Below are 21,730 nucleotides of genomic sequence, written 5' to 3' on the forward strand. Positions count from 1 at the left end.
CTGGAGCTCCGCCGTAACTTCCGCTTACTCGTCCGAGGCGAAATCGTAGTCCATCGCCTGGCTCGGGCCCTGCAGGTAGCGGCCCTGGATGTAGTTGGCGCCGGCCTGCCACAGGGTGGCCAGCGCGGTGGCGCTTTCCACCATCGGGACGATGGTCAGCTTGGCCTGGGCGTGCAGGCTGGCCATCAGGGTCTTCAGGTTTTCCTGGTTCTCCGCCGTGTTCAGGTCCTGCACGTAGGAACCGTCGACCTTCACGAAGTCGACGTTCATGTGCTTGAGGGTGTTGAACGGGTTGAGTGCGCAACCGAACTGGCACAGTGCGACCTGGCAGTGCAGCTCGGCGAGGCCCTGGCTCAGCACCTTGGCCTGGCGCAGGTAGGCGATGGCGTCCGGCTCGCTGATCTGCACGATCAGCGCGTCGGCCGGCAGGCGCGAGGCCTTCAGCGCCACGCTCAGCCACGGCAGCAGTTCCGGGTCCTGCAGGCTGGGCCCGGAGAGGTGCACGAAGAGCTTGGTCTCATGCCCCTTGGCGCGATGTTCGGAGAGCAGCTTGATGGAATTGAGCAGCACCCAGCGGTCGATCTTCTCGGCCAGGCCGCTGGACTTGGCGGCATTGAGGAAGTCCGCCGGCGGCACTTCCTCGCCCTGCGGATTGAGCAGGCGCAGCAGCACTTCATAGTGCTCGTGGGTGTCGCCGCGCAGGCTGATGATTGGCTGGAACAGCAGGCGGAAGCTGTTCTGCTCCAGCGCCTGGCGGATGATCGCGCTGATGTCGCCACGGTAGGCGGCGGCAGCCAGTTCGTCGGCCGGGTTGAAAACCTTCAGGCCGTTGCCGTCCTTCTGTGCGATTTCATCGGCGCCGCGGTGGGCGCGCTCGATGACTTCCTGGGCGCGGGTGGTCTTCTCGTCGAGCCCGGCGGTACCGATGGACAGGGTGATCTGCGCGGTGCGGCCATGAATGTCGAACAGATGGCCTTCGACTTTCTTCAGCAGGGCGTTGAAGCGCGGGACCGATTGCTCTGGGGTTTCGCCCGGCAACAGCACGGCGAACACGTCGTCGCTCAGGCGGGCCAGTTGCGCCTGCTCCGGGAACTGCCCGCGCAGCAGGTTGCCCAGGTCCGCCAGCAGCAGGTCGATGCTGGCGACGCCGAGTTCCAGCTGCAGGGCCTGGGCGCGATCGAGCAGCATGTAGGCGAAGGTCGCCGGCTGTCCGGCGGTCACTGCGCGCTCCACGGCGGTGTCCATCAGGTCGAGGAAGTGGGCGCGGTTGAACAGGCCGGTAACCAGGTCCTGGCTGCTGACTTCGCGGAGTTTTTCCTCGAGCTGGGCGTTGTCCGACTCGGCGCGGATCACCACCTGGATGCACGGCTCGCCGTCATAGGTGGCCGGCGAGAAGGTCATGCGCGCGGCAAAGGCCTGGCCGTCGCTGCGGATACCGCTGCAGGCGAGGTCGGCATTGTCCTCGGTGGTCTGATAGCCCTTGAGGAAGTCCTTGAAGTTGGCCTGGTCGCAGCCGGCGATCAGGTCGATCATCGGCATGCCTTCCAGCTCCTCGGCATCCTCGTAGCCGAACAGGCCGACGTAGGCGCGGTTGGCGTAGATGTGCATGCCGTCGTGGACGTAGGTGATGGCGTCGACCGAACTGTCCAGCAGCAACTGGCAACGCTTCTCCGCTTCGCGCAGCGCGACTTCGGCGGCGCGCCGCGCGCGGCGTTCCTCGAGGTTGGCCAGTTCGCGGTTGGCTACCAGGATCAGCCGCTCGTCCTCGCCTTGCGGCAGGGCGTCCTGCGCGCCGAGGGCCAGGGCCTCGGTGACGGCATCGGAGTCGTTGCCGCTGACCAGCTGGATGAAGGGAATATCCTTGGCCTGCCGGCGGATGGTGCTGAGCGCTTCGCTCGGCTCCAGCGCCTCGGCTTCGGGGGCTGCAATCAGCAGGTCCCAGCCCTGGGACAGGATGTCCGTCAGGTCTTCGCTGGAGGTAATGCGGTGGACGCGGGTCGCACGACCGGCGTTGCGGAACAGGCTGACCAGGCGCTCGGCTTCGTTCTGCGAGTCTTCCAGGATCAGCAGGCGGATGGTTTTCTTTTCATTGGCCATGGAGAAGACTGCTTATACCGCGCTGGACGGCAGCAAAAAGGCGACGAAAGGGGATCGCCTGGAATCTACAGAGACTTCCAGAGCGAGTCAAAGTCTTCCTCCCCGCCAGCGCCGCGAGCATTCGGTGCTGTGATGGGCTTATCGCTCGCTGTGCCGGCTGCATCCTGCGCCTGGTATTCGAACTGGGTGAAGCTGGCAGTGGCGGTGACCTTGCGGGTCAGGGTAGCGCGACGCTCGTCACCCTGCAGGTTGAGCTGCACGCGATTGCCTTCCTGGAACGGCAGGCGCGGGGTGATGACGGTGGCCGGGCGGGAGATCGCGGCGATCTCCGGCAGCAGCAGGGCGCGCAGATACTGGCTGCCCTGTTCGGTCTTGCGCAGCAACTGCAGGCCGCAGGGTTGCGCGAGCGGAGCGATCAGCTCGATGCCCATCTGCGTGCCGCCGCCACGGACCTGGCGAATCCAGCGCACCACGGCGACGCTCCAGCTGTGCTCCGGGGTGTCCTGGATGCCAAGGATCTCGCCGGCCTGCAGCTGGCTGGGGATATCCTTCGGCCAGGTCAGGCAGTAGCCGCCGGGGCTGTGGTTGACGATGTTCAGGGTGAACACCGGGTAGTCGTCGCGCGGGGATTCCTGCGCCACGTTCAGGCCGCTGTCGTCGTTGGCGCGCGGTGCGGTGTACTCGATTTCTTCCAGCGGCATGCCGGGCTGCCAGTCGTTGACCTTCTGCGCGTCGAAGGCGCCGGACCAGGCATCCTTCACGTCAGCCTTGAAGGCCGGTACCTGTTCCTGCACCTGGATCTTCAGCACGTCGTTGAAGTTTCTGCGGCCAGCGAGGAAGTAATGCAGGGCGCTCATGCCGATGCACAGGGTCAGCTGACCCTGGCCGGGGGTGCGGTGGAAGGTGCGTTCGGCGATGTCGCCCCAGGCCGCCGCAAGGTGCTGCAGCAGGTCGACGCTGACGCCCTCGGGAACCTTCAGGCGCGCCTGCGCGCGGCTTTCCGGAGGCAACAGGAGGTACTCGCGGATCAGGTCCACCAGCGGCTGCGGGTCGATGCCGAGGCTGCCGGCGAGGTCGCTTTCCTTGAACAGGGTGCGGTAGCGCGGCGGGCCGTCGACTTGCGGCACCACCACGAACAGGGTGGAGGGCGCATCGGCGGCCTGGACTTTCACCTGCGCCGTCCAGCCCTCGAGGACTTCGGCGACACGGGCGATGTTGTTCTGACGCATCTGGTTGCAGCGCGCGGAGCCGAGCATCAGCGCCACCAGGTAGGACTGTTCGATGGACAGCCCCTGGGACTGACGCGCCAAGGCATCGCGCACCGGCGTGTGCTGCAGGCCGTGCTGGCGGGCAAGCTGGTAGAGCTGGTGGAGCTCCAGCCAGAGGTTTTCCGGCACCGGACAATACAGCTGCGAGGCGCGCACCAGCGGGCCGCAGAGGCTGCGGATAGCGCGCTGGATAGCAGCGGTGGTGGCCTGGGCGCGCTCGCGGGTGAAGCGCGAAGCTTCGCGTACAACGATCAGCTTGTAGCCGATGGCGAGGTGGTTCTGCAGGGCCTGGCAGAGGTTGGCGACCTTGCGCGGGCGCTCGTCGAGGACGATGGATTGGTTGAGGAAGTGCCGTTCCAGGTTATGGCAGACGAAGTGGACTTCCGGGCGGAACAGTTCCAGCAACTGCAGGCGCGTCTCGACCGGCAGCTTGAGCTGGTTGAGTTCGATCAGCCCCTGGTAAAGCTGGCGGGCTGTTTCCCCGAGGTTGGCCTTGGGCAGGTGATCCAGCCAGTTTTTCAGCTCACGCGCATTGGCGTTGCAGAAGCTCAGGCTCTCGTGCGTCGGGGTGGGGACACGTAGAAACTGCTGGGGACTGTTGTCCATGGTGGCAATCGTTTCTCCACAAGCCGGCTCGTTGTACGAACCGGTTGGTCATAACTGTCGGCTTTTTCCGAACTCTAGCAGCATCCGCCGCCCGCCGCAGCCCATCGCCCGGATGGTGCGCGAACAGGTCACGGTAGAGCGGTCTCGCCTTTGATCTGCCGTTGCAGGGCGTTCTTCGCCGACTCCTGCGCCGTGCTGCGTACCCAGCCGTCGCCCTGGGCGAGCACCGGATGCGCGGCCCAGTCGAGCAGGTCCTGGCGCCGGCAGACGCCGGTATTGCCCTTGCCGGCGCCGCCGACCACCTTGTAGACGAGTTGGTCCTGGCGGCTGCGCTTGTCCGGATGGTCGTCGATCACCTGGCGCACGGCCCAGGCGTCGCCGCTCAGGGCATTGCTGTAGCAGGCGCCGAGCAGGATGTCGTCCGGCGTCAGGCGCTGCGCCTGGGCATGTTCCTGGGCCAGCTGGAGGATTTTCAGCAGGTCGTCGAACTGCACGTCGATGTACGAATCCATCTTGCGCAGCGCGTGGTAGAGGTCTTCGGGCGCCGGGCCGGCGGGCAGCTTCGGCGTGGCGGGCAGGCGTGCCAGCGGCGCGGGATAGCGACGCCAGGCGAACAGACCGTTGAAGACCACGGCGACCGCGAGGATCAGCACCACGTTGAGCAGTACCGGGCTGAGCACGTAGTGAAAGCCCAGGGCCGTGATGGCTGGCCCGCCGGAAACCGCTGCCAGCGCGGTAGCGCCGCCCGGTGGATGGATGCAGCGCGCGTAGTGCATGACCAGGATCGCCGCGCCGACCGCGAGAGCGGGCGTGAACGGCTGGCCGGGAAAGAGTTTCTGGCAGATGACGCCGACGCAGGCCGAGAGTACCTGGCCGCCGAGAACTGCCCAGGGCTGCGACAGCACGCCATGGGGTACGGCGAACAGCAGCACGGCGCTGGCGCCCATGGAGGCGACGACCCAGATGGCCGCTTCGCTGGGCAGAATCCAGTGGGTGACGGCGTAGATAGCGGCGATGCCGCACAGCGCTCCGATTGCGGAGAGCCACTTTTCAAGATGGCTGGTGGCGTTGGCACGCCAGCCCATCAGGTGCAGGAAGCGTTTCATGGCAGGAGAACTAACACGATGAGGCGGAAAGCAGCGGCGGGCAGCTCATTGGCCGCCCGCCTTATAGAAACGGGCGTCAGCCCTGGCGCGCGCCACCCAGGCGTTCGCCCATGCGTACGGCGCTGGTGGCGGCGAGGTTTTCCGCCCAGCTGACCTGCTCGGGCCCGAACAGCACGATGGCGGTGGAGCCCAGCTTGAAGCGGCCCAGTTCGGCGCCTTTCTCCAGGTGGATCGGCGCGCGCGCGGCTTCGTCGTAGCTGAAGGATTTCAGCTCGCGCTTGGGCGGCGTGACCAGGCCGGCCCAGACGGTTTCGATGGAGGCGACGATCATCGCGCCCACCAGCACCACGGCCATCGGCCCGCGCTCGGTGTCGAAGATGCACACCACACGCTCGTTGCGGGCAAAGAGTTCCGGTACCTGTTCGGCGGTCAGCTGGTTCACCGAGAACAGTCGGCCCGGCACGTAGACCATCTCGCGCAGGGTGCCGGCCAGCGGCATGTGCACGCGGTGGTAATCCTTGGGCGACAGGTAGACGGTAGCGAACTCGCCACCCATGAACGGCGCGGCGCGCTCGGCGTCGCCGCCCAGCAGTTCCATCAGGCTGTAGCTGTGGCCCTTGGCCTGGAACACGCGGCCGTGCTCGATCGGGCCGAGCTGGCTGATGGCGCCGTCGGCGGGGCAGAGCACCGCGCCTGCGCTTTCGTCCAGTGGCCGGGCGCCGTCTTTCAGGGCACGGGTGAAGAAGGCATTGAAGTGCTCATAGGCACGCAGGTCCTCGACCTGGGCTTCGCGCATGTCCACCTGGTAGCGACGGGCGAACCAGGGAATCAGACGGTCCTTGAACCAGGGGGCGCGGCATTCCGCAGCGCAGCCGATCAGGCGCGACAGCAGGTGATGCGGCAGCAGGTACTGGGCGAGGATGAACAGACGATCTTTGAACGACATTCCTTAAACCTCTACGGGGGTGTCGGGATGGTTGCCCCATTCCGACCAGGAACCGGCATAGCCCTTGACCCGCGGATATCCGAGGGCCTTGGCCACCAGGTAGGTGAAGCCGGAGCGGTGGTGAGTCTGGCAGTGGGTGATCACTTCCTTGTCCTTGGTGATGCCCAGGTCCTCGAGGATCTGCGGCATATCGGTACGGATGCGCAGGGCGCGGGCCGGGTCCATGCCGGCGGTCCATTCGAAATTGACGGCGCCCGGCACATGCCCGCCCTTGGCGGCGAGGACTTTCTGGCCGCTGTACTCGCTGGGGTTGCGGGCGTCCCAGACGGCCAGGTCGGCGGCGCCCAGGCGGCTCTGCAGGTATTCGCGGGTGGCGGTGGGTTCGTCGTGCAGGGTCAGCGGCAGCGGGCCGCCGGCCGCGGCGGGGACGTCCTCGCTCAGCGGCAGGCCGTCGGCGAGCCAGGCATGCAGGCCGCCGTCGACGTAGTGATAGTTGTCGTGGCCGATCACGTCGAGCAGCCAGATGAAGCGGCCGGCCCAGCCACCGCCCTCGTCGTCATAGACCACATAGACGGCATCGGGGTTGTGGCCCAGTTCGCCGAACAGCGCCTCCAGGTCGGCCTTGGCCGGCAGCAGGCCGGGCGCCGGCGTGCCGCCCAGCTGGGTGCGCGCGGGCGCGACGAAGCGGGCGCCGGGGATGTGACCCTGGGCGTAGCGCGCGGCGCTGGTCAGGTCGACCAGAATCAGTTCCGGAGCATCGAGACGGCTGGCGAGGTCAGCCGGTTCGATCACCAGGGGCAGGGCGGAGAAGGCGGACATGGCGGAGACTCCCGGCGAAAAAGGTGGGGGAGGCAACGTGAGCGCGTGCCCTGGGCTACCCCGTGAGGCCGGTTAGTTTAAAGGGCGGAAGGCGGGGCGCAAACCTTTCCCGGATCACGAGCCCCGCGCCATCTGCTTCACCGCGTGCTCGATGCACTGCGCGGTGCGGCCGAAGGCCTGGGCGTGAAAGTCCGCCAGTGGCTGCTCCAGGCGGTCGCAGACGACCAGCATGACGACTCGCGCGCCGTTGCCCAGCGAGCGCAGCAGCAGGTGTTCGCTGGGCAGCAGCGCCTTCAGCGAGCCGGGGATCAGCGCCGAGAACTCGGCCATGTTGGCTGGGCTCAGGCGCAGTTGCCCGGGTTGTTGCAGGAGTTTGCGCAGCACCGGGCTGGCGGCGACTTCCAGCTTGAAGTCGCCAATCTCGCTGTCCAGGCCGAAGTGCCGGCGCGCCTGCAGCCAACTGCCACCCTTGTCGGCCAGCAGGATCATCCCGCGTTGCAGCCCGCAGGCCTGCAGGGCGTCGCTGGCGCAGTCGAGCAGTTGCACGGCGTTGCCGAACGGGCTGGGCGTCTGCATCAGGCGGCTACAGTGCTGGCGCCATTCGGCCAGCGTATCCGGCGCCTTGGCCGGTTCTGCGGCCTTCGGGCCGTTGAGCCAGCGGCGCGCCTCCCAGGGCCACAGCAGCGCCTCGGCCGGGTGCCAGAGCAGCGGACGGGCGTGGTGACGGGCGCTCTGCGCGGCGAGGCCGTGGACGGTCTGTTGCAACTCTTCCAGCGGCATCTGCAGGTAGAGGCTGGTCAGGCGCTGCCAGCGCAGCATGTGCACGCCGCCCCAGGACTGGTGCGCGGCCATGGCGATGCTGTTGGCCAGGAGAATGGTGTTGGCCGGGCGGGTCAGCCAGCGTTGCAGTTCCGGGTCGGCATCCAGGCGCTGCTGCTGGCCCAGCGGCTCATGTTCGGTGTGGGCGACGTGCAGGGCGCGCACCAGCAGGCGCTTGTCGTCGCTGAGCAGGGCGTAGCCCTGGCCGACCCAGTCCGGCAGTCGCCAGCTGTCGGCCAGCGCGCGACACAAGGGCAGCAGGGGAGTGCCGAGCAGTTCCTCTTCGACTTCGCTGCTGCAGCGGCCCAGGCCGTAGACCTGGCGCTGCCAGTTCTCCATCAGCTCCGGTCTGGCGGTGGCCAGCGCCCACAACGGCGCGAGGGTGAACAGGCTGCCCCAGTGGATTTCCTGCCAGAGCCGCGCCAGGCGGTTGGCGAACAGGCCGCTGGCCTGCTGCATGGCATGGCGGCTGATCAGTAGCAACTGACTGAGCGCGCGGGGCATCTGTGCCTCCGGCATCGCCGGCAGGCTATCCAGCAACTGGGTGACACGTGCCAGCCCCAGGCGATTGAGGGCCACTTCCAGGCTTTCCGCCGGATTGTCCCGCACACTGGGTACGCGGTTGGCTTCGCGCAGGATGGCGAACGCCAGCGTTGGTGCGTCCTGCAGCAGTTCGGAAATGTCCCGGATCGAGCGGCGACTGTCGTTCAGCGCCCGGCGAATGTCATCGCGCTGTTCCAGTGGAACCGGCAAAGGCAGATCTTCCAGCTGGTTAAGCCAGGCCTTGAGACGCTCTGGATGAAGCACTTGCTTAGACATGCGTGAGGCGCCGAACTGGTTTTTAGTGTTTTCGGCCTATAGTCTTGCCCGAAATCTCCGATAACAACAGGGAGGCGGGAATCATGCCTCCTTTCTGTTCACAGTTTCAGTCCGGTCCCCATGGCAAAAATCATCGGCATCATCGTCATTCTGGGTAGCGTGCTCGGCGGCTACATGCTCTCCGGCGGCAAGATTGCTGCCATCATCCAGCCGTTCGAGGTGCTGATCATCGGCGGTGCCGCGCTGGGCGCCTTCCTCCAGGCCAACCCTGGCAGCACCTTCATGACCGTGCTGAAGAAGGCGCCGAAGATGTTCGGCAACCGCTTCACCCACACTTTCTATCTGGAAGTGCTGGGCATGCTCTATGAGGTGCTCAACAAGAGCCGCCGCGAGGGCATGATGGCCATCGAGGCCGACGTCGAGGACCCGGCTGCCAGCCCGATCTTCAGCAAGTACCCGGCAGTGCTCAAGGATGACCGCATGACCGCCTACGTCTGCGACTACCTGCGCATCATGTCCTCCGGCAACATGGCGCCGCACGAGCTGGAAGGCCTGTTCGACATGGAACTGGGCAGCCTCAAGGAAGACCTCGAACACCCCGCCCACGCGGTGACCCGCGTCGCCGATGCCCTGCCAGGCTTCGGTATCGTCGCCGCGGTACTGGGTATCGTGATCACCATGGCGCTGCTCGGCCAGGGCAGCCAGGCCGAGATCGGCCACCACGTCGCCGCGGCGCTGGTGGGTACCTTCCTCGGTATTCTCGCCGCCTACGGTTTCGTCGGCCCGCTGTCCAACGCCCTGGAGCACGACGCCAAGGAAGAGCTGAACCTCTACGAAGCGATCAAGGCCTGCCTGGTGGCATCTGCCTCCGGCATGCCGCCGTCGCTGGCCGTGGAGTTCGGCCGCAAGGTGCTGCTGCCGGCGCATCGTCCCAGCTTCAGTGAGCTGGAACAGGCGGTACGTGGGCGCTAAGCATGGATAACAACCAGCCGATCATCGTCAAGCGCATCAAGCGCTATGCCGCCGGCCACCATGGCGGTGGCTGGAAGATCGCCTTCGCCGACTTCGCCACCGCCATGATGGCGTTCTTCCTCGTGCTCTGGCTGCTGTCTTCGGCCACGCCCGAGCAGAAGAAGGCCATCTCCGGCTACTTCCAGGACCCCATCGGTTTCACCGAGAGCGCCAGTCCCTACGTCATCGACCTGGGCGGCACGCCGACGCCGGCGCCGGACAAGACGCTGAACCCGCAGATCCAGGCCCAGCCGGACGCCGACGAGACGCGCATCAACCCGGACGAGAACGCCAAGGTCACCGAGCAACAGGCCCAGGACGTCGCCGAGCAGGTGGAGAAGGAGCGCCTGGAGCTGCTGCTGCAGGAGCTGCAGAACAAGGTCGACGAGAACCCGACGCTGAAGCGCTTCAAGGACCAGATCCTCTTCGAGATCACCCAGGACGGGCTGCGTATCCAGATCGTCGATTCGGACAACCGGCCGATGTTCGACCTGGGCAGCGCGCGCCTGCAGTCGTATTTCGAGGACATCCTGCTGGCGCTGGCCGAGACCATCAAGCAGGTGCCGAACAAGATCAGCATCAGTGGCCACACCGACGCCAAGCCCTACGCCGGCAACGGCGACTTCGGCAACTGGGAGCTGTCGGCCAACCGCGCCAACGCGGCGCGCCGCACGCTGGAAGCCGGCGGCTACCCGGAAGACCAGATCGCCCGCGTGGTGGGTTACGCCTCCTCGGCGCTGTTCGACCGCGACCAGCCGCTGAACCCGGTGAATCGCCGCATCGACATCATTGTCCTGACCAAGAAGGCCCAGCGTGCCATCGAGGGACAGGACGGTGGCGCTGAGAAACCGGCCGATGGCGCCGCGCCTGCCGTGCCGGGGGCACAAGCTGCGCCGGGTGCTCCGGATGCCCCGAATGCCGCGCCGGCCAGGCAGGGCGACCCCGTGCCGCCGGACCAGCTCAAGCAGAAGCTCAACCTGTTCGACGACGGTGGCACGCTGAAACTCGACGAGCTGAACAAGCAGCAGTAGGAAACGAAGAAGGCCAGCTGAAAAGCTGGCCTTCTTCGTTGCGCTTCATGCCATTGATTGGCCGAGGCGTGCTCTTCGTAGGAGCGAGCCTGCTCGCGAATCAACGCCGCTGCGGAAGCTGTTCGCGAGCAAGCTCGCTCCTACCGGCCTGGGCAACATCGGTGCGGCGGATAACGCGTGAGGGTTATCCGCCCTACGGCTCGCATCGGTGTAGGGCGGATAAAGCGGAACGCTTTATCCGCCAATCAATATTCGTCTTCCGGCAGGCTGGCGAGGATGTGCCGGTAGCTGTTCATCCGCTGCGGCGAGACGCGCCCTTCTTCCAATGCCTTGAGCAAAGCGCAGCCCGGTTCACGGTCATGCTTGCAGTCGCGGAAGCGGCAGTGGCCAAGCAGATCGTGGAATTCGATGAAGCCGGCCTCCACATCGTCGCGGCTGACATGCCCGAGGCCGAATTCGCGGATGCCGGGGGAGTCGATCAGGTCGCCGCCGGCGGGAAAGTGGAACAGCCGTGCGGTGGTCGTGGTGTGGGTGCCCTTGCCGGTAACTTCGGAGAGGTCGCCGACACGCGTGTCGACCCCGGGCAGCAGTGCGTTCACCAGCGACGACTTGCCCACGCCGGACTGGCCGACGAATACGCTGACGTGTTCGTTCAGCGCGGCGCGCAGGGCGTCCAGTGCCAGGCCGTTGGCGGCCGAGACTTCCAGCAACGGGTAGCCCAGCTCGCGGTAGGTGCCCAGCAGCGCATCGAGGAAGGGGGCGTTTTCCTCGTCGATCAGGTCGGCCTTGTTCAGCAGCAGCAGCGGCTTGATACCGGCGTGTTCGGCAGCCACCAGGTAACGGTCGATCAGGTTGGCGTGGGGTTCCGGGCGCGGGGCGAAGACGATCACGATGCGATCGACGTTGGCCGCCACCGGCTTGAGCACGCCACGCATGTCGGGGCGGCGCAGCTCGGAGGTCCGCGGCAGTTGCGCGACGATCACCCCGATGCCCTGGTTACCCGGGCGCCAGACCACCTGGTCGCCGGTCACCAGCGGTGGCAGGTTGGCGCGCAGGTGGCAGCGGAACACCTGGCCGGCGTCGTCGCCGTCCTGGGCCTCGACTTCCACCTGGACGCCGAAGTGGGCGATCACCTGCCCGGTCTGTTCCGGACCCAGGTCGCCGCCTTCCAGTTCTTCCAGCGCGCGTGATTCGCGCTTGGCGGCGCGGGCAGCGCGCTCTTCCTGGACTTTTTCGATCCGCCAGCTCTGCCGGCGGGTTAGGTGACGCTTGGCCATAGGGAATCCACAGGGAAAATCGCGCCGCAGTTTAGCATGCACTGGTGCGCTTCCCGCTAAACTAGGGGGCTGAGCTGAGGAGCCCCATCATGCAGAACCCGCAGAACCTGATCTGGATCGACCTGGAAATGACCGGGCTGGACCCGGACAAGGACGTCATCATCGAGATGGCGACCATCGTCACCGACAGTGAGCTGAACATCCTCGAGGAAGGCCCGGTGATCGCCGTGCACCAGAGCGAGGAGCTGCTCGCCGGCATGGATGAGTGGAACACCCGCCAGCACGGCCAGTCCGGCCTGACCCAGCGGGTGCGCGAAAGCACCATCTCCGCCGCGCAAGCCGAGGCGATGACCATTGCCTTCCTGGAGAAGTGGGTACCCAAGCGCAGCTCGCCGATCTGCGGCAACAGCATCTGCCAGGATCGCCGCTTCCTCTATCGGCACATGCCGAAGCTGGAAGGCTACTTCCACTACCGCAACCTGGACGTCTCCACCCTCAAGGAACTGGCCGCGCGCTGGGCACCTTCGGTGCGTGACGGTTTCAAGAAGGGCAACACCCACCTGGCCCTGGACGACATCCGCGAGTCCATCGCCGAGCTGCGCTACTACCGCGAGCACTTCATCAAGCTCTGAGTGGGCGGCATCTCGTAGGGCGGATAACCTGGAACAGGTTATCCGCCGACGTGCGCGGCGGATAACGCTGGCGCGTTATGCGCCCTACAAGAGCCTCAAGCGCCGTGCCGGCCCAGCGCCCACTCCACATGCTCGCGCACCAGTTCCGATGGGAACTCCCGCCGCGCGCGCAGTGCCTCGATCACCGGAATAGTCGACGGTGCGTTGCCCAGGCCCACGGCCAGGTTGCGCAGCCAGCGTTCGTAACCGGCGCGCCTAAGCGGCGAGCCCTCGGTACGGCTGAGAAACTCTTCTTCCGTCCACAGGAACAGCTCCGCCAGCGCGGCGTTGTCCAGGCTGTGGCGCGGCTGGAAGTCGTGCTGGTCGGTGGCGCGGGCGAAGCGGTTCCACGGGCAGACCATCTGGCAGTCATCGCAGCCGAACACCCGGTTGCCGATCAGCGGGCGCAGGTTCTCGGGGATCGAGCCCTTCAATTCGATGGTCAGGTAGGAGATGCAGCGCCGCGCATCCAGCACATAGGGTGCGACGAAGGCGGCGGTGGGGCAGATGTCCATGCAGGCCGAGCAGCGCCCGCAGTGCTCGGTGCCGTGCGGCGCGTCCACCGGCAGTGGCAGATCGGTGAACAACTCGCCGAGGAAGAAATAGCTGCCGGCCTTGCGATTGAGCACCAGGGTGTTCTTGCCGATCCAGCCCAGGCCCGATTGCTCGGCAATGGCCTTCTCCAGCACCGGCGCGCTATCGACGAAGGCGCGGAAACCGAACGGCCCCACCCGCTGCTGGATGCGTTCGGCCAGTTGCTGCAGGCGCTTGCGAATCAGCTTGTGGTAGTCGCGGCCCAGGGCGTAGCGCGATACATAGGCCTTCTCCGGATCGCCCAGCACCTGCGCCATGCGCGTGTCGCCGGGCAGATAGTCCATGCGCAGCGACACCACCCGCAGGGTGCCGGGCACCAGTTCGTCCGGCCGCCAGCGCTTGCTGCCGTGGGCGCCCATGTAGTCCATCTCGCCGTGATAGCCGGCGGCCAGCCAGCGCTGCAGGTGCGCACCGTGCGCCTCCAGGTCGAGCCCGCTGATGCCGACCTGCTGGAAGCCGAGTTCGCGCCCCCAGTCCTTGATGGCGCGGGCGAGGTCGTCATGGTCGAGCGTTGAATCGTGCATGGAGGGCAGGAAACCGAAGTCCGGGTGCGTATAATTCTGCCAGACCTTGCCGGCGTCGGCCTGCCCGCCAGCCAAGGCGACACACCCTGCCGCCCGGATTCGCGATGACTGCCCACGATAATCTGCCCCTTGATCTCTACAGCGCCCAGCAGGTACGTGACCTCGACGCACGCCTGATCGCCGCTGGCACGCCCGGCTTCGAGCTGATGCGCCGTGCCGCCCATGCTGCCTGGCGCGCCCTGCGCCGCCAGTGGCCGGATGCCGGCGAGATCACCGTCCTGGCCGGCCATGGCAACAACGCCGGCGATGGCTACCTGATAGCGGCCCTGGCCCTGCGCGCCGGCTGGCGCGTGCGCGTGCTGGCGGTGGGCGAGGCTTCGCGGCTGTCCGGCGATGCCGCCTCGGCCCATGGCGAGGCGCGCTCAGTCGGCGTGGCTATCGATGCCTGGAGCGAGCGTGCCGAACTGCGCGGCGTGCTGGTAGATGCGCTGCTGGGCACCGGCCTCGGTGGCGAGGTGCGCGAGCCCTATGCCTCGGCCATCGGCGCAATCAACGCCAGCGGACTGCCGGTGCTGGCGGTGGACATCCCTTCCGGTCTCAGCGCCGACACTGGGCAAGTGCTGGGTTGCGCGGTGAACGCCGACCTGACCGTGACCTTCATCGGCCTCAAGCTTGGTCTGTTCACCGCCAGTGGCCCCGATCAGTGTGGCGAACTGGCGTTCGACGGGCTCGATGCCGATCTTGCGCTGATTTCCGAGGACGGCGTGGCGCGCCGTCTCGCTCCTGCCTCGCTGGCTCGCCTGGCTGCGCGCCCGAAGGCCGCGCACAAGGGCCAGTTCGGCCATGCGCTGGTGATCGGCGGCGATACCGGCATGGGTGGCGCCGCTCTGCTGGCAGCGGAAAGCGCGCTGCGCTGTGGTGCCGGGCTGGTTTCCCTGGCGACGCGCACGGCCCACGTGCCCGCGGCGTTGGCTCGCCGGCCTGAGTTGATGGTGCGCGGCGTTTCCTCTTCCGCCGAGCTGCTGCGTCTCGCCGAGCGCGCCGATGTCCTGGTAGTGGGGCCCGGTATCGGTCGCGAAGCCTGGGGCCGTGTGCTGGTCAGTGCCGCGGCGAGCCTGGCGTGCCGGCAGGTGTGGGACGCCGATGCGCTCAATCTGCTGTCCGAAGGGCTGGTCGCTCGTCCGTCCGCTGACTGGTTGATCACTCCCCATCCCGCCGAAGCGGCGCGTCTGCTGGGGATAACCACCGCCGAGGTCCAGGCGGACCGCCCGAATGCGGCGCGCGCACTGGCACAGCGCTATCAGGCCGTGGTCGTGCTCAAGGGCGTCGGCAGCTTGGTCGCGTCTCCGGATGGACGGCTGGCGCTGTGCAGTCATGGTCACCCTGCCATGGCGGGCGCTGGGCTCGGCGATGTGTTGTCCGGCATTCTCGGTGCGCTGCTGGCGCAGGGCTTGCCTGCGTTCGATGCCGCCTGCCTGGCAGTCTGGCTGCATGCATGTGCCGGCGAGTCGCTCGGTGCGCAAGGTCGCGGCCTGGCAGCCGCCGATCTGATTCCTGCCGTTCGTCAGTTGCTCGAGGAGCTGTCCCCATGCCTGAACTGAATCTTTTCGCCGACGGCGAAGATGCCATGGTCGACCTCGGTCGGCGGATTGCCGAGGCAGCCGGCGGACGCGGGGTGATCTACCTGCACGGAGACCTGGGGGCGGGCAAGACGACCCTCTCGCGCGGCATTCTGCGCGGATTGGGCCATGCCGGAGCGGTGAAAAGTCCGACCTTTACCCTGGTCGAGCCCTACGAAATCGGCGATCTGCGCGCCTTCCACTTCGACCTCTACCGCCTCGCCGATCCGGAAGAACTGGAGTTCCTCGGTATCCGCGACTACTTCGAGGGCGACGCACTGTGCCTGATCGAGTGGGCGGAGCGCGGCAAAGGCATTTTGCCAAAGGCCGACATGGACATTACCATTGTTCCGCATGCGGGCGGACGCATGCTGCGCCTCGACCCGCACGGAACACGGGGCGAAGCCTGGTGTGCCGCCCTGGCCACGGGAGCATAGAAAAAAGATGGGTTGGGGGTTGCGCCTTCGGGCGTTGTTTATCGGGGTGTCCGTTCTGCTGGCATTCTTTGCCGGCGAGGTTTCTGCCGCCACGCAAATCAAGAGCGTGCGCATCTGGCGCGCGCCGGACAACACACGTCTGGTGTTCGACTTGTCCGGTCCCGTGCAGCACAGTCTGTTCACCCTGAGTGCACCCAACCGCATCGTCGTCGATATCAATGGCGCGCAGATGGCCGCTGCGCTCGACAAGCTCAAGCTGAGCAACACGCCGATCACCGCGATGCGCTCTGCCCAGCGCTCGCCTACCGACCTGCGCCTGGTGCTGGACCTGAAGAACCAGGTCACGCCCAAGAGCTTCGTGCTGCCGCCGAACCAGCAGTACGGCAATCGCTTGGTCGTCGACCTGTATGACCAGGGCGCCGACATCGCCCCGGACGTACCGGCGACCCCGACCCCCAGCGTACCCGCCACCCCGGTCAGCCCGGCGCAGTCGGTCGCCAAGATTCCCGCGCCCAGCAGCGGCGGCAAGCGTGACATCGTGATTGCCATCGACGCCGGTCACGGCGGCGAAGACCCCGGTGCTCTCGGCCCGAACGGCCTGCACGAGAAGAACATCACCCTGTCGATCGCCCGCGAACTGCAACGGCAGATCAACCAGATGAAGGGCTTCCGCGCCGAACTGACGCGGACCGGCGACTACTTCATCCCGCTGCGCAACCGCACCGTCATTGCCCGCAAGAAGGGTGCGGACCTGTTCGTTTCCATCCATGCCGACGCCGCGCCCAGCCGCAGCGCCTTCGGTGCCTCGGTGTTCGCCCTGTCCGATCGTGGCGCCACCTCCGAGACCGCGCGCTGGCTGGCCGACACGGAAAACCGCTCCGACCTCATCGGCGGTGATGGCGGCGTCAACCTCGACGACAAGGACAAGATGCTCGCCGGCGTGCTGCTCGACCTGTCGATGACCGCCACCATGTCTTCCAGCCTGGACGTCGGCCACAAGGTCCTGACCAGCGTTGGGCGTGTCACCCCGTTGCACAAGCGTCGGGTGGAACAGGCCGGCTTCATGGTGCTGAAGTCTCCGGATATCCCGTCGATCCTGGTGGAAACCGGGTTCATCTCCAACCCGAACGAATCGGCCAAGCTGGCCAGTGGTTCGCACCAGCAGGCGCTGGCGCGATCCATTGCCAGCGGTGTGCGCCAGTACTTCGTGCAGACCCCGCCGCCGGGCACCTATATCGCTTCGCTGCGTGACGGCGGTCAGTTGGCTTCCGGTCCCCGCGAGCACGTGGTGCGCGCCGGCGAGAGCCTGGGCATGATCGCCAGCCGCTATGACGTCAGTACCGCATCGATCCGTAGCGCCAACAGCCTGAAGACCGATGCTCTGAAGGTCGGCCAGGTGCTGAACATTCCCGGCACTGCCCTGGCGTCGCAGCAATGAGTGACGTTCGCCGAATCCAGCTGCTGACTCCGCGGCTGGCGAACCAGATCGCTGCCGGCGAAGTGGTCGAGCGGCCCGCCTCGGTCATCAAGGAACTGCTGGAAAACTGCCTGGACGCCGGTGCGAAGCGCATCGATGTCGAAGTCGAACAGGGCGGCGTCAAGCTGCTGCGTGTGCGTGACGATGGCAGCGGCATCCCCGCCGACGACCTGCCACTGGCACTGGCGCGCCACGCCACCAGCAAGATCCGCGAGCTGGAAGACCTCGAGCGGGTGATGAGCCTGGGCTTCCGTGGCGAAGCGCTGGCCTCGATCAGCTCCGTCTCGCGTCTGACCCTGACGTCCCGCACCGCCGACGCCGAGCAGGCCTGGCAGGTGGAAGTCGAGGGGCGCGACATGGAATCCACGGTGAAGCCGGCGGCGCACCCGGTGGGCACCAGCATCGAAGTGCGCGACCTGTTCTTCAACACCCCGGCGCGGCGCAAGTTCCTGCGCGCCGAGAAGACCGAATTCGATCACCTGCAGGAAGTCATCAAGCGTCTGGCCCTGGCGCGCTTCGACGTGGCTTTCCATCTGCGCCACAACGGCAAGACCATCCTCTCGCTGCATGAAGCGAAGGACGAAGCCTCCCGCGCCCGCCGCGTCGGCGCGGTGTGCAGCTCCGGCTTCCTCGAGCAGGCCCTGCCCATCGAGGTGGAGCGCAATGGCCTGCACCTGTGGGGCTGGGTTGGCCTGCCGACCTTCTCCCGCAGCCAGCCGGACCTGCAGTACTTCTACGTGAACGGCCGCATGGTGCGCGACAAGCTGGTCGCCCACGCCGTGCGCCAGGCCTATCGCGACGTGCTGTACAACGGCCGGCATCCGACCTTCGTGCTGTTCTTCGAGGTTGACCCCGCGGTGGTGGACGTCAACGTCCACCCGACCAAGCACGAAGTGCGCTTCCGCGACAGCCGCATGGTCCACGACTTCCTCTACGGCACCCTGCACCGGGCGCTGGCGGAAGTGCGCCCGGACGATCAGCTGGCGCCGCCGGGAGCGACCAGTCTGACTGTGCCGCGCCCCACTGGCGCGGAAGCCGGCGAGTTCGGCCCGCAGGGCGAGATGCGCCTGTCCGAGACCGTGCTCGAGGCTCCTGCCGCCGCGCGCGCCTGGCAGCCGAGTCCGACTTCCGCCGGCTCCGGCGCTGGTGGCGACTACAGCTATCAGCCGAACCGCCCGGAAATGCCGCCGATCCAGGAGGCCCAGGGCGCCTACAAGGCCTACTTCGCTCCGTTGCCCGACCAGGCGCCGCAGGCGCTGCCGGAAAGCAGCCAGGACGTGCCGCCGCTGGGCTATGCCCTGGCGCAGCTCAAGGGCATCTATATCCTCTCGGAGAACGCCCACGGCCTGGTGCTGGTGGATATGCACGCTGCTCACGAACGCATCATGTACGAACGCCTGAAGACCGCCATGGCCAGCGAAGGCCTGCGCGGCCAGCCGCTGCTGGTGCCGGAGTCTATCGCCGTCAGCGAGCGCGAGGCGGATTGCGCCGAAGAGCATGGCAGCTGGTTCTCCAGGCTGGGCTTTGAATTGCAGCGGCTCGGCCCGGAAACCCTGGCGATCCGCCAGATTCCCGCGCTGCTCAAGCAGGCCGAGGCCACCCAGTTGGTGCGCGACGTGCTTGCCGATCTGCTGGAGTACGGCACCAGCGACCGTATCCAGGCGCACCTCAACGAGCTGCTCGGCACCATGGCCTGCCACGGCGCGGTACGCGCCAACCGGCGTCTGACCCTGCCGGAGATGAACGGCCTGTTGCGCGACATGGAAGTGACCGAGCGCAGCGGCCAGTGCAACCACGGCCGCCCGACCTGGACCCAGTTGGGGCTCGACGAACTGGACAAGCTGTTCCTGCGCGGACGTTGATTTCCGTAAGGTTGCGTTCAGGAAAGTGCAGTAAACTGCGCGCCAATCGATTCAGCAGTGCGCAATAACGAGCTCCCGATGTCCCTGCCTCCCGCCATTTTTCTCATGGGCCCCACCGCCGCCGGCAAGACCGACCTGGCGCTGGAACTGGCGCGCTTGCTGCCAGTGGAGTTGATCAGCGTGGACTCGGCGCTGATCTACCGCGACATGGACATCGGTACTGCCAAGCCTTCTCGTGAAGTGCTGGCCGAGTTTCCGCACCGCCTGATCGACATCCGTGACCCCAGCGAGGCCTATTCGGCGGCGGAGTTCCGCGCTGACGCCCTGGCGGCCATGGCCGAGATCACCGCGGCCGGGAAGATCCCGCTGCTGGTTGGCGGCACCATGTTGTATTTCAAGGCGTTGCTGGAAGGGCTGGCCGATATGCCCAGCGCCGACCCCGCCGTGCGGATTGAGCTGGAGACCTGGGCCGCCGCTGAAGGCTGGGGCGCCCTGCATGCGGAGCTGGCCCGCGTCGACCCGGAGTCGGCTGCACGTATCCATCCCAACGATCCCCAGCGACTTGTCCGGGCCCTTGAGGTGTACCGTGTGAGCGGTATGTCCATGACTGCACATCGCCTGCGCCAGGCGCGTGAAAATGCGGGTCTCGGCGCGCAAGGCGGTGGACAATTACCGTATACTGTGGCTCATCTGGCAATCGCGCCTCTGCAGCGCCAGGTATTGCACGAGCGTATCGCGCAACGTTTTGACCAGATGCTGGAACAGGGCTTCATCGCCGAGGTCGAACGCCTTCGCGCAAGGAGTGACTTGCACGTGGGGCTACCGTCCATAAGAGCGGTGGGTTACCGACAGGTATGGGATTACCTCGAGGGCAAACTGTCCTACGCTGAGATGGTGGAGCGCGGCGTCATCGCCACGCGGCAGCTAGCCAAGCGCCAGTTCACCTGGCTCCGCAGCTGGAGCGATCTACACTGGTTGGACAGTCAGGCAAGCGACAATTTGCCGCGTGCCTTGAAATACTTTGAGGCGGTCTCCATATAGGCTCGAGACCTTAATTCCGGCCGTCTATCCTTGGGGTTCAGGACGGCGTTAAGCCAAATTCGACTACTACTAAATCAGTTTTTTACCCTTACAAGGAGTGCGGCATATGTCAAAAGGGCATTCGCTACAAGACCCTTACCTCAATACCCTGCGCAAAGAACGCGTTCCGGTTTCCATCTACCTGGTCAACGGCATCAAGCTGCAGGGTCAGATCGAATCCTTCGACCAGTTCGTCATCCTGCTGAAGAACACTGTCAGCCAGATGGTCTACAAGCACGCTATCTCCACCGTGGTTCCCAGCCGCCCCGTGCGCCTGCCCACCGGTGATCAACCGGCCGAGCCGGGCAACGTTTGACGGGAGTCCGCCTTGTTCTTTGAGCGCCCGGGTGGTGGGGAACGGGCCATTCTGGTCCATCTGGAAGGTCAGGACCCCGAGGCGCGCGAAGACCCGCAGGAATTCCAGGAGCTGGCCCGTTCGGCAGGCGCGGAATCGGTTGCTTTCGTCAGCATTTCGCGCCATCAGCCCTCAGCCAAGTACCTGATCGGCAGCGGCAAGGTCGAAGAGTTGCACGACCTCGTCCACGCCGAGAAGGTCGAGCTGATCATCTTCAATCACACCCTTACGCCGAGCCAGGAGCGCAACCTCGAGCGAGCGCTCGAATGTCGCGTGCTCGACCGTACGGGGCTGATCCTCGACATCTTCGCCCAGCGCGCCCGTACCCACGAAGGCAAGCTGCAGGTGGAGCTCGCCCAGCTGGAACACATGAGCACGCGTCTGGTACGCGGCTGGACTCACCTTGAACGCCAGAAAGGCGGTATCGGCCTGCGTGGCCCGGGTGAAACCCAGCTGGAAACCGACCGCCGCCTGCTGCGTGGGCGTATCCGCCAGATCAAGTCCCGCCTGGAAAAGGTCCGCAGCCAGCGTGAGCAGGCTCGTCGTGGCCGTCGCCGGGCGGAGATTCCGGCGGTATCCCTGGTGGGCTACACCAACGCCGGCAAGTCCACGCTGTTCAATGCGCTGACCACTTCCGAGGTCTATGCGGCCGACCAGTTGTTCGCCACCCTCGACCCGACCCTGCGCCGCCTGGAGCTGGATGACGTCGGGCCGATCGTGCTGGCCGACACCGTGGGCTTCATTCGTCACCTGCCGCACAAGCTGGTGGAGGCGTTTCGGGCTACCTTGGAAGAGTCCAGCAACTCCGATCTGCTGCTGCACGTGATCGACTCCCACGAGCCGGATCGCGACGCGCAGATCGAACAGGTGCTGGCGGTGCTGAAAGAAATCGGCGCGAACGAATTGCCGATGCTCGAGGTGTACAACAAGATCGACCTGCTGCCGGACATGCAGCCGATGATCCAGCGCGACGAGCTGGGCAAGCCGGTTCGTGTCTGGCTGTCGGCGCGGGAATCGCGCGGACTGGAATTGCTCGAGCAGGCGGTCGCCGAGTTGCTGGGGGAGGACATGTTCGTCGGAACGCTCTGTCTGCCACAGCGCCTCGGACGACTCCGGGCTCAGTTCTTCGAGCTGGGTGCGGTACAGTCGGAGAATCACGACGAACAGGGACGCGCCGTTTTGCAGGTCCGCCTGCCGCGTGTCGAGTTGAACCGCATGGTGAGCCGCGAAGGCTGGCAGCCGGCGGAGTTCATTGCGCAACACACTTTGCAATAAAGCCCGGCACACTGTTTTTGGCAGGGTAATGGGCATT

18 protein-coding genes are annotated in these 21,730 nt (G+C 66.1%); 10 read left to right on the forward strand and 8 right to left on the reverse strand.

The genetic code is table 11. From position 1 onward, the window contains the following. Window positions 1–24 precede the first annotated feature (24 nt). The 6 genes from N5C91_RS02130 to N5C91_RS02155 all read right to left on the reverse strand — a co-directional run bounded on the left by N5C91_RS02130 (window position 25) and on the right by N5C91_RS02155 (window position 8,480). Window positions 25–2,097, reverse strand: coding sequence for an EAL domain-containing protein (locus N5C91_RS02130; protein WP_236199039.1), 2,073 nt, complete (start codon window positions 2,095–2,097; stop codon window positions 25–27). A 65-nt stretch (window positions 2,098–2,162) separates the two neighbouring features. Next, window positions 2,163–3,971 carry a molecular chaperone gene (locus N5C91_RS02135; protein WP_279827495.1) on the reverse strand — a complete coding sequence of 603 codons (1,809 nt, stop codon included), beginning with the start codon at window positions 3,969–3,971 and terminating at the stop codon, window positions 2,163–2,165. 128 nt (window positions 3,972–4,099) lie between these two features. Beyond that, window positions 4,100–5,077, reverse strand: coding sequence for an HPP family protein (locus tag N5C91_RS02140; protein WP_279827498.1), 978 nt, complete (start codon window positions 5,075–5,077; stop codon window positions 4,100–4,102). Window positions 5,078–5,153: 76 nt separating this feature from the next. Beyond that, on the reverse strand, window positions 5,154–6,023 hold the full coding sequence (gene asd / locus N5C91_RS02145) for an archaetidylserine decarboxylase (RefSeq protein ID WP_236171284.1): 870 nt from the start codon (window positions 6,021–6,023) through the stop codon (window positions 5,154–5,156). Window positions 6,024–6,026: 3 nt separating this feature from the next. After that, complete coding sequence (gene rhdA / locus N5C91_RS02150) at window positions 6,027–6,842, reverse strand: thiosulfate sulfurtransferase (RefSeq protein WP_236171285.1); 816 nt, start codon at window positions 6,840–6,842, stop codon at window positions 6,027–6,029. A gap of 114 nt (window positions 6,843–6,956) precedes the next feature. Continuing rightward, on the reverse strand, window positions 6,957–8,480 hold the full coding sequence (locus N5C91_RS02155) for an HDOD domain-containing protein (RefSeq protein ID WP_279827503.1): 1,524 nt from the start codon (window positions 8,478–8,480) through the stop codon (window positions 6,957–6,959). Window positions 8,481–8,600: 120 nt separating this feature from the next. Here N5C91_RS02155 and motA point away from each other — a divergent pair, with 120 nt between their 5' ends. Together motA and motB are read left to right on the forward strand one after the other, a co-directional pair. Next, a complete protein-coding gene (motA, locus tag N5C91_RS02160) occupies window positions 8,601–9,452 on the forward strand; it encodes a flagellar motor stator protein MotA (RefSeq protein ID WP_054906352.1) in 852 nt (283 codons plus the stop codon). A 2-nt stretch (window positions 9,453–9,454) separates the two neighbouring features. Then, a complete protein-coding gene (motB, locus tag N5C91_RS02165; protein WP_279827506.1) occupies window positions 9,455–10,522 on the forward strand; it encodes a flagellar motor protein MotB in 1,068 nt (355 codons plus the stop codon). A 245-nt stretch (window positions 10,523–10,767) separates the two neighbouring features. Here the strand turns inward: motB and rsgA are convergent, their stop codons facing one another. Beyond that, window positions 10,768–11,799, reverse strand: a complete 1,032-nt coding sequence (rsgA, locus tag N5C91_RS02170) for a small ribosomal subunit biogenesis GTPase RsgA (protein ID WP_279827508.1) — start codon at window positions 11,797–11,799, stop codon at window positions 10,768–10,770. A gap of 89 nt (window positions 11,800–11,888) precedes the next feature. Here rsgA and orn point away from each other — a divergent pair, with 89 nt between their 5' ends. Continuing rightward, on the forward strand, window positions 11,889–12,431 hold the full coding sequence (orn, locus tag N5C91_RS02175; RefSeq protein WP_279827510.1) for an oligoribonuclease: 543 nt from the start codon (window positions 11,889–11,891) through the stop codon (window positions 12,429–12,431). Window positions 12,432–12,526: 95 nt separating this feature from the next. Here the strand turns inward: orn and queG are convergent, their stop codons facing one another. After that, entirely contained in the window at window positions 12,527–13,588 is a 1,062-nt protein-coding gene (gene queG, locus N5C91_RS02180) for a tRNA epoxyqueuosine(34) reductase QueG (protein WP_279827634.1), read from the reverse strand. Between the two features lie 104 nt (window positions 13,589–13,692). On the opposite strand from queG, the gene N5C91_RS02185 reads away from it, so the two are divergent. The 7 genes from N5C91_RS02185 to hflX all read left to right on the forward strand — a co-directional run bounded on the left by N5C91_RS02185 (window position 13,693) and on the right by hflX (window position 21,693). Further along, window positions 13,693–15,189 (forward strand): NAD(P)H-hydrate dehydratase, encoded by a 1,497-nt coding sequence (locus tag N5C91_RS02185; protein WP_279827512.1) that lies wholly within the window; start codon window positions 13,693–13,695, stop codon window positions 15,187–15,189. Further along, on the forward strand, window positions 15,177–15,644 hold the full coding sequence (gene tsaE, locus N5C91_RS02190) for a tRNA (adenosine(37)-N6)-threonylcarbamoyltransferase complex ATPase subunit type 1 TsaE (RefSeq protein ID WP_236171291.1): 468 nt from the start codon (window positions 15,177–15,179) through the stop codon (window positions 15,642–15,644). Before N5C91_RS02185 ends, tsaE begins: the two co-directional genes overlap by 13 nt. Before the next feature lie 7 nt (window positions 15,645–15,651). Next, a complete protein-coding gene (amiB, locus tag N5C91_RS02195; RefSeq protein ID WP_236171292.1) occupies window positions 15,652–17,082 on the forward strand; it encodes an N-acetylmuramoyl-L-alanine amidase AmiB in 1,431 nt (476 codons plus the stop codon). Next, window positions 17,079–18,983, forward strand: a complete 1,905-nt coding sequence (mutL, locus tag N5C91_RS02200) for a DNA mismatch repair endonuclease MutL (protein WP_279827517.1) — start codon at window positions 17,079–17,081, stop codon at window positions 18,981–18,983. Before amiB ends, mutL begins: the two co-directional genes overlap by 4 nt. Before the next feature lie 78 nt (window positions 18,984–19,061). Continuing rightward, window positions 19,062–20,024 (forward strand): tRNA (adenosine(37)-N6)-dimethylallyltransferase MiaA, encoded by a 963-nt coding sequence (gene miaA / locus N5C91_RS02205; RefSeq protein ID WP_279827519.1) that lies wholly within the window; start codon window positions 19,062–19,064, stop codon window positions 20,022–20,024. A gap of 106 nt (window positions 20,025–20,130) precedes the next feature. Then, a complete protein-coding gene (hfq, locus tag N5C91_RS02210) occupies window positions 20,131–20,379 on the forward strand; it encodes an RNA chaperone Hfq (protein WP_017520393.1) in 249 nt (82 codons plus the stop codon). A 12-nt stretch (window positions 20,380–20,391) separates the two neighbouring features. Further along, window positions 20,392–21,693, forward strand: coding sequence for a ribosome rescue GTPase HflX (gene hflX / locus N5C91_RS02215; RefSeq protein ID WP_236171295.1), 1,302 nt, complete (start codon window positions 20,392–20,394; stop codon window positions 21,691–21,693). The last annotated feature ends 37 nt before the right edge of the window (window positions 21,694–21,730 follow it).

The sequence above is a fragment of the Pseudomonas sp. GD03903 genome (assembly GCF_029840045.1).
Taxonomy (GTDB): domain Bacteria; phylum Pseudomonadota; class Gammaproteobacteria; order Pseudomonadales; family Pseudomonadaceae; genus Pseudomonas; species Pseudomonas pseudonitroreducens.

Excerpts from the sequence above, each read along its gene's own strand:
- asd (WP_236171284.1), bottom strand. The coding sequence starts at position 6,023 with ATGTCGTTCAAAGATCGTCTGTTCATCCTCGCCCAGTACCTGCTGCCG.
- N5C91_RS02140 (WP_279827498.1), bottom strand. The coding sequence starts at position 5,077 with ATGAAACGCTTCCTGCACCTGATGGGCTGGCGTGCCAACGCCACCAGC.
- N5C91_RS02130 (WP_236199039.1), bottom strand. The coding sequence starts at position 2,097 with ATGGCCAATGAAAAGAAAACCATCCGCCTGCTGATCCTGGAAGACTCG.
- motA (WP_054906352.1), top strand. The coding sequence starts at position 8,601 with ATGGCAAAAATCATCGGCATCATCGTCATTCTGGGTAGCGTGCTCGGC.
- N5C91_RS02185 (WP_279827512.1), top strand. The coding sequence starts at position 13,693 with ATGACTGCCCACGATAATCTGCCCCTTGATCTCTACAGCGCCCAGCAG.
- amiB (WP_236171292.1), top strand. The coding sequence starts at position 15,652 with ATGGGTTGGGGGTTGCGCCTTCGGGCGTTGTTTATCGGGGTGTCCGTT.
- hfq (WP_017520393.1), top strand. The coding sequence starts at position 20,131 with ATGTCAAAAGGGCATTCGCTACAAGACCCTTACCTCAATACCCTGCGC.
- rsgA (WP_279827508.1), bottom strand. The coding sequence starts at position 11,799 with ATGGCCAAGCGTCACCTAACCCGCCGGCAGAGCTGGCGGATCGAAAAA.
- tsaE (WP_236171291.1), top strand. The coding sequence starts at position 15,177 with ATGCCTGAACTGAATCTTTTCGCCGACGGCGAAGATGCCATGGTCGAC.
- N5C91_RS02135 (WP_279827495.1), bottom strand. The coding sequence starts at position 3,971 with ATGGACAACAGTCCCCAGCAGTTTCTACGTGTCCCCACCCCGACGCAC.
- motB (WP_279827506.1), top strand. The coding sequence starts at position 9,455 with ATGGATAACAACCAGCCGATCATCGTCAAGCGCATCAAGCGCTATGCC.
- N5C91_RS02155 (WP_279827503.1), bottom strand. The coding sequence starts at position 8,480 with ATGTCTAAGCAAGTGCTTCATCCAGAGCGTCTCAAGGCCTGGCTTAAC.
- rhdA (WP_236171285.1), bottom strand. The coding sequence starts at position 6,842 with ATGTCCGCCTTCTCCGCCCTGCCCCTGGTGATCGAACCGGCTGACCTC.
- miaA (WP_279827519.1), top strand. The coding sequence starts at position 19,062 with ATGTCCCTGCCTCCCGCCATTTTTCTCATGGGCCCCACCGCCGCCGGC.
- queG (WP_279827634.1), bottom strand. The coding sequence starts at position 13,588 with ATGCACGATTCAACGCTCGACCATGACGACCTCGCCCGCGCCATCAAG.
- mutL (WP_279827517.1), top strand. The coding sequence starts at position 17,079 with ATGAGTGACGTTCGCCGAATCCAGCTGCTGACTCCGCGGCTGGCGAAC.
- orn (WP_279827510.1), top strand. The coding sequence starts at position 11,889 with ATGCAGAACCCGCAGAACCTGATCTGGATCGACCTGGAAATGACCGGG.